12 protein-coding genes and 1 pseudogene are annotated in these 12,647 nt (G+C 46.6%); 8 read left to right on the plus strand and 5 right to left on the minus strand.

Translation table 11 applies throughout. The features are described from left to right. Positions 1 to 357 precede the first annotated feature (357 nt). From creA to grxD, 5 genes are all read left to right on the plus strand, one after another. On the plus strand, positions 358 to 849 hold the full coding sequence (gene creA / locus BM283_RS15325; protein WP_090694642.1) for a protein CreA: 492 nt from the start codon (positions 358 to 360) through the stop codon (positions 847 to 849). Positions 850 to 1,106: 257 nt separating this feature from the next. After that, complete coding sequence (gene hemA / locus BM283_RS15330; protein WP_090694644.1) at positions 1,107 to 2,360, plus strand: glutamyl-tRNA reductase; 1,254 nt, start codon at positions 1,107 to 1,109, stop codon at positions 2,358 to 2,360. After that, the gene (prfA, locus tag BM283_RS15335) at positions 2,357 to 3,436 is read left to right on the plus strand and encodes a peptide chain release factor 1 (protein ID WP_090694646.1); all 1,080 of its coding nucleotides are present in this window, start codon (positions 2,357 to 2,359) and stop codon (positions 3,434 to 3,436) included. The genes hemA and prfA overlap by 4 nt, the downstream gene beginning before the upstream one ends. Positions 3,437 to 3,477: 41 nt before the next feature. Then, positions 3,478 to 4,332 (plus strand): peptide chain release factor N(5)-glutamine methyltransferase, encoded by an 855-nt coding sequence (gene prmC / locus BM283_RS15340; RefSeq protein ID WP_090694648.1) that lies wholly within the window; start codon positions 3,478 to 3,480, stop codon positions 4,330 to 4,332. Positions 4,333 to 4,470: 138 nt separating this feature from the next. Then, entirely contained in the window at positions 4,471 to 4,779 is a 309-nt protein-coding gene (grxD, locus tag BM283_RS15345) for a Grx4 family monothiol glutaredoxin (protein WP_090694650.1), read from the plus strand. A 45-nt stretch (positions 4,780 to 4,824) separates the two neighbouring features. Here grxD and BM283_RS15350 read toward each other — a convergent pair whose 3' ends face one another. Then, on the minus strand, positions 4,825 to 5,244 hold the full coding sequence (locus BM283_RS15350; RefSeq protein ID WP_090694652.1) for a YqaA family protein: 420 nt from the start codon (positions 5,242 to 5,244) through the stop codon (positions 4,825 to 4,827). Positions 5,245 to 5,536: 292 nt separating this feature from the next. Continuing rightward, a complete protein-coding gene (metE, locus tag BM283_RS15355; protein ID WP_090694654.1) occupies positions 5,537 to 7,825 on the minus strand; it encodes a 5-methyltetrahydropteroyltriglutamate--homocysteine S-methyltransferase in 2,289 nt (762 codons plus the stop codon). A gap of 116 nt (positions 7,826 to 7,941) precedes the next feature. On the opposite strand from metE, the gene BM283_RS15360 reads away from it, so the two are divergent. After that, complete coding sequence (locus BM283_RS15360) at positions 7,942 to 8,856, plus strand: LysR family transcriptional regulator (RefSeq protein ID WP_090694657.1); 915 nt, start codon at positions 7,942 to 7,944, stop codon at positions 8,854 to 8,856. A gap of 65 nt (positions 8,857 to 8,921) precedes the next feature. On the opposite strand, the gene BM283_RS15365 is transcribed toward BM283_RS15360, so the two are convergent. After that, the gene (locus tag BM283_RS15365) at positions 8,922 to 9,665 is read right to left on the minus strand and encodes a 4-aminobenzoate synthase (RefSeq protein ID WP_090694658.1); all 744 of its coding nucleotides are present in this window, start codon (positions 9,663 to 9,665) and stop codon (positions 8,922 to 8,924) included. Positions 9,666 to 9,818: 153 nt separating this feature from the next. Beyond that, the gene (locus BM283_RS15370; RefSeq protein WP_090694661.1) at positions 9,819 to 10,556 is read right to left on the minus strand and encodes an RNA methyltransferase; all 738 of its coding nucleotides are present in this window, start codon (positions 10,554 to 10,556) and stop codon (positions 9,819 to 9,821) included. Positions 10,557 to 10,604: 48 nt separating this feature from the next. On the opposite strand from BM283_RS15370, the gene BM283_RS15375 reads away from it, so the two are divergent. Together BM283_RS15375 and BM283_RS20670 are read left to right on the plus strand one after the other, a co-directional pair. Continuing rightward, positions 10,605 to 11,420, plus strand: coding sequence for an inositol monophosphatase family protein (locus BM283_RS15375; RefSeq protein WP_046851549.1), 816 nt, complete (start codon positions 10,605 to 10,607; stop codon positions 11,418 to 11,420). A gap of 39 nt (positions 11,421 to 11,459) precedes the next feature. Beyond that, positions 11,460 to 12,217: pseudogene (locus BM283_RS20670) on the plus strand (DEAD/DEAH box helicase family protein); the annotation flags it as partial. Positions 12,218 to 12,407: 190 nt separating this feature from the next. On the opposite strand, the gene BM283_RS15385 reads toward BM283_RS20670, so the two are convergent. Then, a partial coding sequence (locus tag BM283_RS15385) for an ISAs1 family transposase (RefSeq protein ID WP_139225297.1) occupies positions 12,408 to 12,647 on the minus strand: 240 nt, incomplete at its 5' end.

A 12,647-nucleotide genomic window follows, 5' to 3' on the forward strand; every position in this document is an offset into this window, starting at 1 on the left:
CAAACTAAATTTTACCACTCAGGAGGCTTTTATTGCATACCAATCAATGTGTTACACTGTTTCATTACCAAAAATGAACCCCAAAACTTGAGTTAATAATAAAAACACTTTTACTGTGAGGAGATGCAAGTTAAAATCTTCGTCCATTCATATGGATATTCCAATTTCGAGCGTGCGCAGTGACACAAGCTTGACAATGCCTTGAATGGATGACGGTGTATTTTATTAGCTGACAATAAGTGCAATTAAACAATTATCGATTTATGCTCTCTAAGCTAAGGGTCAACGAGATTTTGATTAAATATCTAACTGAGTAGTGATAGAGCATAGTGTACGATGAAATGGAGAAACTAGACGATGATTTGTCTCTTAAATTTTTCAAAGCAAATTAAGTTATTTATATTTATTTTAGTCTTATTGTTTGCTTTTCCTTTAATGGCTGAACCAATTGGTAGTGTATCCACTCGATTCAAGTTTCTGGGAGCTAATGATAAAATTGTCGTTGAAGCATTTGATGATCCCGATATTGCAGGAGCTACCTGTTATCTCAGTCGGGCTAAAACAGGGGGGATTAAGGGTACAGTGGGAGTGGCTGAGGATACCGCTGATGCTTCCATAGCTTGCCGTCAGGTAGGCCCCATCGAACTACCCGAGGATGTGAGAAATGGAAAACAAGATGGTGAGGAAGTATTTAAGAAAAGTACTTCGTTGCTGTTTAAGACATTACAGGTGGTGCGTTTTTATGACCCTAAACGCAATGTGCTGATTTATCTTACCTATAGCGATAGAGTTATTGAGGGGTCACCTAAAAACAGTATCTCTACTATTCCCATTATGCCGTGGCGTTAACTTAATCACTTAGAAGCTTGTGCATAACTGGCTTTTTGGATAATTTAGTATTGTTAAGTAATCGATTTTATGAGCTACCTATACCCAGAGCCCAGAGAAAAAACTAAAAGTACAGTTATGAAGAGGTTTTACATTTAGCATCTATAAGGGTAGTTAGAGGAAGTGTGTAGGGTAAATCTATTCCTTTCATTGATAGCGCTTAAACTTCCGCTATAATGATGCATTTCCGATTTTTAGCTATTTAAAGATCACCTTTCATGCAATTATTTGCCTTTGGTATCAATCACAATACAGCACCATTAAATATACGTGAGCAAGTTACATTTAATGAAAATACAATGGAGCATGCTTTGCATGACCTGGTGGGAAACCATGCAGTTAAAGAAGCTGCCATTGTTTCGACATGTAACCGTACAGAAATTTACTGTAACACCGAGAAGCCCGATACGGCGATACATTGGCTCACACATTTTCATCATTTGCCTGAACGTGAATTAGATCCTTATCTTTATCGATTGCCACGAGAGCAGGCAGTCAAGCATGCTTTTCGGGTAGCCAGCGGGCTGGATTCCATGGTGCTGGGTGAACCGCAGATACTCGGCCAGATGAAGAATGCGATCAAGTCAGCACAGAACGCCGGTACGCTAGGATTATTGCTGCACAAGTTGTTCCAGCACACTTTTTTTGTGGCTAAGGAGGTACGCACATCTACTGAGATTGGGGCTTGTTCAGTATCCATGGCTGCTGCCGCTGCTCGCTTAGCAGAGCGGATCTTTGGTGATATCAGCGAACAGAATGTCCTGTTTATTGGTGCAGGTGAAATGATCGAGCTTTGCGCCAGCCACTTTATTGCCAAGCACCCCAAGCGGATTACAGTTGCCAATCGCACTGCCGAACGGGCCGAAGCATTAGCGCGACGCTTCAATGCACGAGCCATCCCACTTAGCGAATTACCTGAACAGCTGGCGTTGCACGATATTGTGGTTACCTGTACGGCCAGTCCCTTACCGATTCTGGGCAAGGGCATGTTGGAACGTGCCGTCAAGATCCGCAAACATCGCCCCATTTTTATTGTCGATTTGGCAGTCCCGCGAGATGTCGAGCTGGAAGTTGCAGAGCTGGATGATGTATTTCTTTATTATGTGGATGATTTGGCCGATATCGTCAAAGAGGGACTGGACTCTCGCCTCAGCGCAGTTGCCCAGGCTGAAACTATCATTGAAACCAATGTGATTGATTTTATGCGTTGGCTGGCCACACGCGAACTCGTTCCGACCATCAGAGCATTGCGGGATCAGGCAGAGCGCTTTCGCAGGCATGAGCTTACACGCGCGCAGAAGCTGCTGGCAAAAGGAGAAAATCCGGAAAAGATACTCGAATCGCTCAGTAATGGATTGACCAACAAATTCTTACACTTTCCTTCCAGTATGCTGAATCATGCAGCCGATGATGAGCGGGATAAGCTGGTCGAACTGATCAATCGGTTATATCAATTACATTACCCACAATGAATAAAAGTATTGCAGACCGGCTCACTCGCCTGAGTGTGCGGCTGGAGGAATTGAACCAGCTATTGAGCAGCGAGAAAATTACAGCCGATCTGGATAAATATCGCAAGCTGACGCGTGAACGGGCGGAGATTGTTCCAGTGGTTGAGCTTTATCAGGCTCATAAGAAAACTGAGCTGGATATTCAAACCGCCAGAGAGATGATCCCCGATCCCCACATGCGGGATTTTGCTGAAGCTGAAATTGTCGCTGGGAAAGAGAAACTCCAGAAAATCGAAGCTGAGTTGCTTAAGCAGTTATTGCCAAAAGATCCCAATGATGAGCGTAATATTTTTCTTGAAATTCGTGCGGGCACGGGTGGAGATGAATCTGCATTGTTTGCAGGTAATCTGTTTCGTATGTATGCACGCTATGCTGAGCGTCAGCGCTGGCAGGTCGAGATCATCTCACAAAGCCCTTCTGATGTAGGTGGCTACAAGGAAATCATCGCCAGGATTATCGGTTATGGGGCTTATTCTCGGCTCAAGTTTGAATCAGGTGCCCATCGCGTGCAGCGCGTGCCAGCAACAGAAACTCAAGGAAGAGTACATACCTCTACCTGTACCGTTGCGGTTATCCCAGAAGTTGATGAAATTACCGGTGTTGAATTGAATCCGGCTGAGTTAAGAATTGATACCTTCCGGGCATCCGGTGCAGGCGGTCAGCATATCAATAAAACGGATTCAGCCGTCCGTATTACCCATTTGCCCACAGGGATCGTCGTCGAATGTCAGGAAGGGCGTTCTCAGCATAAAAACAAGGCACAAGCAATGAGTGTGCTGGCTGCCCGCATTCTCGATAAGCAAATGCATGAGCAGCAGGCAGAGCAGGCGGCGACACGCAAATCCCTGGTGGGAAGCGGAGAGCGCTCCGAGCGGATTCGCACCTATAATTTTCCGCAAGGGCGAGTGACAGATCATCGTATCAATCTTACGCTTTATAAGATGGACCAAATCATGGATGGCGATCTTGATGAGCTGTGTTCAGCATTGATGGCTGAACACCAAGCAGAGCAGTTGGCATCTCTGATGGAAAAATGACGGCTCCAGGGAAGTACTTACTTTAAAATAGCTGCGCAAATATGCAGGTCACGATAGCACAGGCACTACAAGATGCCCATCGTCTTGTAGATCATATAGAGGCACGCCTATTGCTTCAATATGCGTTAAATGTAGATGCCGCCTTTCTGGCTGCTCACTCAGATACTATATTGAATCGCGAGCAATTAAATACTTTCCAATTGCTGGTAACGAGGAGAGCTGCGGGTGTGCCCGTTGCTTATCTGGTCGGTGAACGTGAATTCTATGATTTGACTTTTAAGGTTACACCTGCTGTTTTAATTCCTCGACCGGAAACAGAATTACTGGTAGAACTGGCTTTATCACGTATTCCAGTTAATCAAAGTTGTAAAGTGCTTGATTTAGGCACAGGAAGTGGCGCAATTGCACTCACCATTGGCAAACATCGGCCATTGGCTCATGTTACGGCAGTCGATCTCTTACCTGATGCACTGTCAATTGCTCGGTTGAATGCAGAAAGGCTGGGCATCCATAATGTGCAGATACATGCAGGAAACTGGTTTGATCAATTGGATCATGATGAATTTAATCTGATCATCTCGAATCCACCTTATGTGGCCCAGGGAGATCCTCATCTGGATCAAGGTGATCTACGTTTTGAGCCTCGTATTGCGCTGATGGCGCTGAATGATGGCTTGGCATGTATTCGTCACATCATCGCCAATGCACCGAATTTTTTGGCTGCAAGGGGTGAACTGTTACTAGAGCATGGTTATGACCAAGCTGCTATTTGCCGGCAATTGCTGGCAGAATCCAGTTTTATTAATATATTCTCCTGTCCAGATCTGGCAGGGATACTACGCGTGAGTGGCGGGCAACGTGATGATCGCGCTCTGGCGACAAAAGCTCACTGCTAGAATATGATTAATGCGGTATGCTTGCTGAAGGGTGAGATACCGCAATAATGTCTGATGAAAAATAGAACCATAATTTCACCTGGCTATCTAATAACAAAATTAGCTTTCGAAATAATTATTTAAGGAGGATATCGAGACGTGAATGCTAATGAGGTGATTGAACAGCAAATTACTACTCATCCCGTAGTGCTTTATATGAAAGGTACACCTGATCACCCCCAATGTGGGTTTTCTGCCAATGCAGTTAAGATACTCAATGCATGTGGCGTGAATGATTTATTCTCGGTTGATGTACTCGCTGATCCGGAAATTCGCCAGGGAATTAAAGAGTATTCTAACTGGCCGACTATTCCGCAGCTTTATATAAACGGTGAGTTTGTCGGCGGTTCAGATATCATGAGCGAGATGTACCAAAATGGAGAGTTAAAAAAATTACTTGAGAAGTAATCAGTTAGATGAGCTAATGACGAGTTAGTCCCCAGCCTCTGGGGACTAACGGATTGCAGTGGCAATGACCCAGTAACGTGCAAATTTTCCTGCCGCAATAAATATCACAGCCCAAAGCCAGTGGATACGTAACCAGCCTGCAGCGACACACAATATATCACCGATCAAGGGTAACCAGGAAAAAAAGAGTATCGGCGCGCCATGCTGGCGCACCCATTCTAATCCACGCGTTTTGTTACCCATTTTGCTGCGCATCGCCTTTTCGTCTGGCAATAAACGGCCAATCGCATAAGAACTCATTCCACCGAGTGTATTGCCGATTGTGGCAACGCTCAAGGCTGAACTGTAAAGTTCAGGGTAAGCCATGAGCACGCCTGCTAATACCGCTTCTGAACCACCTGGCAGAAGAGTGGCCGCCAGAAAACTGCTGGTAAACAAGGCCAGCAGACTTGATTGTTCATCCATGTAAGGCTAAAGATTGAGTAATAACTTGTTTATACAGTTGAATCTGTTAAAAAGCAGAATAACGGTTTGACTGACTGATCCGGAGATTTTCCAGCCAGAGAGGGCAATTATAACTGCTGATGCCTAGCCACTGTACAAACTTTTTCAGTACCCGAATCAAGCGTAAGCCTCAGATTGGGTACGGCTCTTTCCATTGATGAGATACTAAGCAGTGGTTCCATTGTTCAATCCAACCTGGCTTTCTCGATTTCACTTTGCTGTACCATTGACACTGTCTGCGGCCACCTTCGTGTCATGTCTGATTTGGAATTGGAATGAGCTGATTACGCAGGATATGCGCCGCATTGACCATTTTCTTCAATGCAACATGAGTCTCAGTCCAATCCCGGGTTTTCAGGCCGCAATCGGGATTGACCCATAATTGATGGGGTGGGATATGTCGGAGCGCTTTTTTCAGTAATGCCAGCATTTCACCTGTATCCGGGATGCGTGGAGAGTGAATGTCATATACTCCTGGGCCGATCTCATTGGGGTAAGCAAATTGCACAAATGCATCCAGCAATTCCATATGGGAACGAGAGGTCTCAATGGTCATGACATCTGCGTCCATTTCGGCAATCGCAGGTAAGATATCGTTAAATTCTGAATAGCACATATGGGTATGAATTTGTGTTTGGTCCTTAACGCCTGAACTTGCCACACGAAATGCCTGGACTGCCCACTTCAGGTAGCCAGCCCAAGCTGATTTTTTCAGTGGAAGTCCCTCACGAAAAGCAGGCTCATCAATTTGAATGATACCAATGCCGGTTTGCTCTAAATCTTTTACTTCATCCCGGATGGCAAGAGCAAGTTGCAGCGCTGTTTCAGAATAAGGCTGGTCGTCGCGTACAAAAGACCACATCAGCATGGTCACCGGACCCGTCAGCATTCCCTTGACCGGTTTGCTGGTCAGGCTCTGGGCATAGCTGATCCAATTAGCTGTCATGGCTTCCGGGCGGTAAATATCGCCATAGAGAATAGGCGGTTTAACACAGCGCGAACCATAGCTTTGCACCCAGCCATTTTCGGTAAACGCATAACCCCATAGCTGCTCTGCAAAATATTCAACCATATCGTTGCGCTCAGCTTCGCCATGCACGAGCACATCAAGCCCTATTTCTTCCTGTTGCCGGATGACATGCTGGATTTCAGCACGCATGGCCTCCAGATAGTCCAAATGGCTGAGCTTTCCTTTTCTGAAAGCAGCTCTAGCTTTGCGAATCTCGGTTGTTTGGGGGAATGAGCCGATGGTAGTAGTCGGCAGTAACGGCAACTGAAAATAGTGTTGTTGCAAAGATTGTCGTTGCGCAAAGGGAAGATGACGCTGACACTCGCGCTGTGTTAATTTTTTTACGCGCTCTTGTACCAGCGGATGATGTATCCGTTTGGATTGCTGTCTTGCCTGTCTCACTTCAACGGACTCTTGCAGAAAGGTTTGGATGGATGCTTTTCCCTGGTTTAGTCCCTGTCCCAGAATAACAATTTCGTTGAGTTTCTGTACCGAGAAAGCCAGCCAGCCTTTAATTTCACCTTCCAGCCGGGCCTCCAGCTGGAGATCGACCGGGCAGTGCAATAACGAGCAGCTCGGTGCAATCCATAATCGTTCCCCCAGTAAAGATTGTGCTTTTGATAGAGTTGCGAATACCTGGGAGAGATCGGCGCGCCACACGTTGCGCCCATCAATGATACCCAGCGAAAGTACCTTGTTAGCCGGGTAATCAGGAAGAAAGGCATCGAGTTGATGTGGTGCGCGACATACATCAATATGCAGACCTTCGACAGGTAAAGCTTTGAGTGTGGCCGTATGTTTATCAATAGCATCAAAATAGGTCGTCAGCAACAATTGGCAGCCGCTTCCGTGTAAGGTGGTATAGACTTCACTCAGCTTTTCCAACCAGATGGCTTCCAGCTCAAATGCCAGGCAGGGTTCGTCCATCTGTACCCACTGGACGCCTAATGCTGCTATTCGAGATAGAATATTGCGATAAGCAGGCAATAAACGGGGCAATAACTCCAGACGATTAAAACCCACTTCTGTTTCCTTACCCATAAATAAATACGTCAGCGGCCCGATCAATACCACCTTGGGAGAAATACCCAATGTCTGGGCTTCCTTGATCTCATCAAACAATTGCTCCGAGGTGATCTGAAAATGGGTTTGTCTGTTAAATTCTGGAACGATATAGTGATAGTTGGTATTGAACCACTTGGTCATTTCCATTGCCGATTGATCGGACGTCCCTCGTGCCATGGCAAAATACAGGTCGACCATGGTGTCATGCTGACTTGAATTGAAACGCTCAGGTATTGCACCCAGTAATATGGACATATTGAGCATGTGGTCATACAAGGCAAAATCGCCAACTGGTATCAGGTTTAGACCTGCTTCCTTTTGCAGCAGCCAATTTTTTTTGCGAATGGCTTTGGCCTGATCTTTTAATTGCTGCACGTCAATTTCCCTGCGCCAGTATGCTTCAAGCGCTTGCTTTAATTCCCTGCGTGCGCCTATGCGTGGAAATCCTAAATTGTGTGTTAAAGCCATAATTACTCTTCTCTTAGGGTATTAAAAAAACAATCATTGTGTGACAGATTAAACTGTGAATCAAATGAAAAAATGTATTAGAATTATGAATTAAATTCATGTTTGCTTAAGTTGATATGCTCGAATTACGTCATCTTCGAACCTTGACTGCACTCCAGGAAACCGGCAGTTTATCGCTCGCCGCCAAGCGCGTGCATCTTACGCAATCGGCACTTTCCCATCAGATCAAGGCATTACAGGATTATTATCAGATATCGCTGATTCAACGACAGGGACACACTATCCAATTGAGCGATGCAGGAGAGCGTCTTGTTCTGTTAGCTGAAAAAGTGATCAAGGAAGTGCAGGCAGCTGAGCGTGATCTCGCCAGAATGGCCCAGCGAACAAGCGGAAATTTACGTATAGCGCTGGAATGCCATACCTGTTTTGACTGGTTGATGCCAATCATGGATACTTTCCGCAAGCATTGGCCGGAAGTGGAACTGGATCTGGTTTCCGGATTTCATGCTGATCCTATCAAACTGCTGAAGCGCGAGGAAGCGGATATTGTGATTGGTTCAGAAAACAAACCGCAGCGAGGCATTGTTCACTATCCCTTGTTTCGTTTTGAAATTCTGGCGGTGCTTGCGCCCGGTCATGAGCTGACTAAAAAAAGAGTGCTGATGGCGGCCGATTTTGCCGATACCACGCTGATCACTTATCCCGTTCCAGAAGAGCGTATTGACCTGATAAGCAAGGTATTGTTGCCTGCAGGCATATCCTGCCAGCGGCGCACAGCGGAGCTGACCGTGGCTATTTTGCAATTAGTGGCAAGTCGCCGAGGGATCGCTGCTTTGCCCAATTGGGGCATCAAAAATTATGTCGATCACGATTACGTCATCGCGCGGCGCATTGGCGCCAATGGGCTATGGAGCGATTTATTCATATCGGCACGTGAAGCGGATGCTTCTCTTACCTACTTGCAGGATTTTGTGACTACCAGCCGGGATCAATGTTTTGCTACGCTAGAGGAAGTCATTCCGTTGGAATGAAGATGGGAAAAAAGAATGCTCATGATGTCGGGTAGATAGATCACTATCCACCCGGGTAGGCTCAATTAGTGCAGTGTCACAGCCGACTTTTGCTCGCAGATCAGATTCGCGCAATAGGTTTCATGAATACCATCCAGGAACTTCCAGAGGGCGTCGCAGGCTCGCTGAGTCGCCGCGAGCACTTCAGCCTGTTTTTCCGGCGTATCAGCAAAGCGTTCAATGATGGCCCATTCGGCTTGTGAATGGTAGATATCCGCTTGCTGATGAACCGAGAAGAATGCATAGTCTTTCGGATTGTTCATGCCGTAGAATTTGGCCAGCCCATCAATTTTCACTGCGGCGATATCAGGGACTTGTGACTCAAATGCATGCAGTGCAGCCAAGCCTGCATAAAAAGGCTGATTCAAGCAAATATCACGGAAAGTCGAAACCAGATTTTCTGTTTCAGGCAGAGCAGGGGCATTGGCCAAGCTTTTATCATCTGCACCCAGGGCAAAGGCAAAGGCTTTCCATAAAGCAGGGTGGTTACCGTCACCATGTTCTTCATCAATCAAATTTTTGAGTATTTCCTGACGCACACTGATATCACCGCTATTCGTTTCAGCATGAATATGAGGGGTGTTGAAATGAACCGCACTTAAATAGGTCGGTTCAGCCAGGACATTATAAAAATATTGTTCCGCATAATGGCGCAACTGATCTTTGGTCAATTTGCCTTCGGTCCAAGCCATATAAAAAGGATGTTTTAATAAGTGCTTGCTGCTGATAATGGCATTAACTTTGTGTTTAAAAAGTGTATTGGTTGTCATGGTCATTCCTTTTATTGTAATCAGTGAGTTTGTGAAATAACTGACGATACGGTGTAAATAGTCAGTTAACTTACCATCTCAAAAAGTGGTTGAAGAAGTATCAGTTGCAATCATCGCTAAATAAGCTGGCTAAGTCAATCCGAACAACATGACTTATGCTGAACGATGCTTTTCCAATGCACTGAGTATCCCGCGCAATATGTTGACTTCTTCTTTTTCCAGTTGCGTGCGCGCGAACATACGACGCAGCCGTTGCATGAGCCGTTTGGGCTGCCTAGGGTCGAGAAATCCGCTCTCGATCATGGCTTGTTCCAAGTGGTGATAAAATAACTCAACCTCGTGGAAGTTAGCGAGCTGATAAGCTGACTGCTGAGGAGCTATCAGCATTGTTTCGGTCAACGCCATACGCAGTTCATACGCCATGATCTGCACGGCAGAAGCCAGATTGAGCGAAGAATAATCAGGATTGGCCGGAATATGTACGGTAAGCTGACACTTACTGATTTCGGCTGTGGTCAGACCAGAGCTTTCTCTACCAAAAACCAGCGCTACTGGAGCGTTGGATGCATGCTCAAGTAACACCTTTGCGGCCTGTCTGGCATCAAGAATTCGGTTGGAGAGATCGCGCGTGCGGGCTGTCATTGCTATGGCAAGCACAGTATCATGCAGTGCTTCTTCCAGGCTGCTCACCACGCTGGCTTGCTCAAGGATATCCCGCGCGTTGCTGGCACGCACGTTTGCCTCATTATTCGGAAAAGATTTAGGATTGACCAGGCAGAGCGTGCTTAGCCCCATTGTTTTCATGGCTCTTGCGGTTGCGCCAATATTGCCGGGATGAGTGGTATGGCTTAATACGATATGGACATTGGCGAGCGGACAGCAGCGATTCATATTAAAATTAACCTTTTCTTAATTCTTTTTATTTCTTGGTCTTATAAAATGCATCCAATGCTAACCATCGCGGTAAAAGCCGCGCGCCGTGCAGGCAGTATTATCAATCAGGCTTCACGGAACCTCGATATTCTGACAGTTTCACGCAAATCGCACAGTGATTTTGTCAGTGAAGTAGATGGTGCGGCTGAAGAAGCCATCATTAAAGTATTGATGGATGCTTATCCTACCCATTCAATTCTAGCAGAAGAAAGCGGTAATCGCGGAGACGCCAAAAAATCAGAATATCAATGGATTATTGATCCGCTGGATGGCACGACTAATTTTCTGCATGGTTTTCCCAAATATGCGGTATCGATTGCATTACTACATCGAGGAGTGTTATCCCAAGCAGTCGTGTACGACCCCGTCAGCAATGAATTATTTACCGCCAGCCGTGGGCGTGGCGCTTATCTTAACGATCAACGCATCCGCGTCAGTAAGCGCGGCCTGCTGGCTGATTCACTGATCGGTACGGGTATTCCGTTCCGGGATCTGTCCTTTCTGGAGGCTTACCTCGCTATGTTCAAGGATATTATCCCCAAAACGGCTGGCATCCGTCGTCCTGGTTCCGCTGCGCTTGATCTGGCCTATGTCGCCGCCGGGCGTTATGACGGTTTCTGGGAAATCGGCTTGTCTCCCTGGGATATTGCCGCAGGGTGTTTGCTTATTCTGGAAGCAGGCGGCCTGGTCAGTGATCTGGAAGGCAATGAAAATTACCTGAAAAGCGGGCAAATTGTTGCAGGCAATCCCAAGATTTTCGTGCAGTTGCTGCAAATTATCGCACCGCACTTAACACCTCAACTGATTGCGGCTAACAAGTAAGCAGCATTATCGAGCGAAAAAGGAGCAAGGGAGTTGATCATGCATAAAAAACAACTCTCTGAACGCGATATCTGCACCCAATTCATCACGCCTGCCTTGCAACAGGCAGGGTGGGATATTGCGAGTCAGGTACGGGAAGAATTTCTGCTGACTAAAGGACGTATCATTGTACGTGGTCGCTTGCACACGCGCGCAGCACAAGCGGGCTGATTATGTGTTGTTCTACAAACCCAATATTCCGATTGCCGTGATCGAGGCCAAGGACAACAATCACGCCATCGGCGCTGGCATGCAACAGGGACTCAATTATGCCGAGCTGCTGCAAGTGCCTTTTGTCTTCAGTTCGAACGGCGATGGCTTTTTGTTTCATAACAAAATTGCGGCCGATGGCTAGTCGAGCGCGAACTGGGTTTACATGAATTTCCCTCGGCCGACATGCTGTGGCAGGAGTGGCTGACGCATAAGGGCATTCATATCTATGGGCAGCAGCATGCTCTGATCACGCAGGGTTACTACAGTGACAGCAGCAATAAAACCCCGCGTTACTACCACTTGCTTGCCATCAACCGCACCACTAAGGCGATTGCGCGGGGCAAGCAGCGCATTCTGCTGGTCATGGCAACCGGCACCGGTAAAACTTTCACCGCCTCTCAGATCATCTGGCGTTTGTGGAAAGCCAAGGCCAGGAAGGGCATTTTGTTTCTGGCAGATCTACTCTGGTCGGTCACTATGGCCCATGATTTCAAGCCGTTTGGTGCGGCCATATCAAAATCCAGAAACGGCAGGTGAATAAATCCTAAGAAATCTACCTCTCCCTCTACCAGGCCGTAACAAGGAAAACATCACTGAGCTGCGCAAAGCCATTTTGCAACTTGTAGTCATGGGCAAGCTCGTGCTGCAAGACTCGAATGACCCTCCTGCCCAGGGCAATCGCGCTTAAATTATCCCAATAACCCGGAGTAAATACTCATTATCCCATCCGGTTTTTCAACGCTTGGTCTTGATGCCCACCCTGGATGTTTTTTCGGCCTTGATCAGATTCAGGGCGATATGCCGGATAACAGCCAGATTCGCAGCACTATGCCCCTTGCGAGTCCGATTGCTGTCTTCATCAAAGGCGATATCAAGCACCCAGTGCAAATTGTTCTCTATAGCCCAATGCGCCCGCACCACACGCTCTAATCGCTCCAGATCATCCGTATCAAGGCTACTGATGAAATAGCGTGT

The sequence above is a fragment of the Nitrosomonas sp. Nm34 genome, assembly GCF_900113925.1.
Classification (GTDB): domain Bacteria; phylum Pseudomonadota; class Gammaproteobacteria; order Burkholderiales; family Nitrosomonadaceae; genus Nitrosomonas.

Coding starts and splice junctions, on each gene's coding strand:
- prfA (WP_090694646.1), top strand. CDS start 2,357: ATGAATAAAAGTATTGCAGACCGGCTCACTCGCCTGAGTGTGCGGCTG.
- BM283_RS15375 (WP_046851549.1), top strand. CDS start 10,605: ATGCATCCAATGCTAACCATCGCGGTAAAAGCCGCGCGCCGTGCAGGC.
- metE (WP_090694654.1), bottom strand. CDS start 7,825: ATGGCTTTAACACACAATTTAGGATTTCCACGCATAGGCGCACGCAGG.
- BM283_RS15360 (WP_090694657.1), top strand. CDS start 7,942: ATGCTCGAATTACGTCATCTTCGAACCTTGACTGCACTCCAGGAAACC.
- hemA (WP_090694644.1), top strand. CDS start 1,107: ATGCAATTATTTGCCTTTGGTATCAATCACAATACAGCACCATTAAAT.
- prmC (WP_090694648.1), top strand. CDS start 3,478: ATGCAGGTCACGATAGCACAGGCACTACAAGATGCCCATCGTCTTGTA.
- BM283_RS15370 (WP_090694661.1), bottom strand. CDS start 10,556: ATGAATCGCTGCTGTCCGCTCGCCAATGTCCATATCGTATTAAGCCAT.
- BM283_RS15350 (WP_090694652.1), bottom strand. CDS start 5,244: ATGGATGAACAATCAAGTCTGCTGGCCTTGTTTACCAGCAGTTTTCTG.
- creA (WP_090694642.1), top strand. CDS start 358: ATGATTTGTCTCTTAAATTTTTCAAAGCAAATTAAGTTATTTATATTT.
- BM283_RS15365 (WP_090694658.1), bottom strand. CDS start 9,665: ATGACAACCAATACACTTTTTAAACACAAAGTTAATGCCATTATCAGC.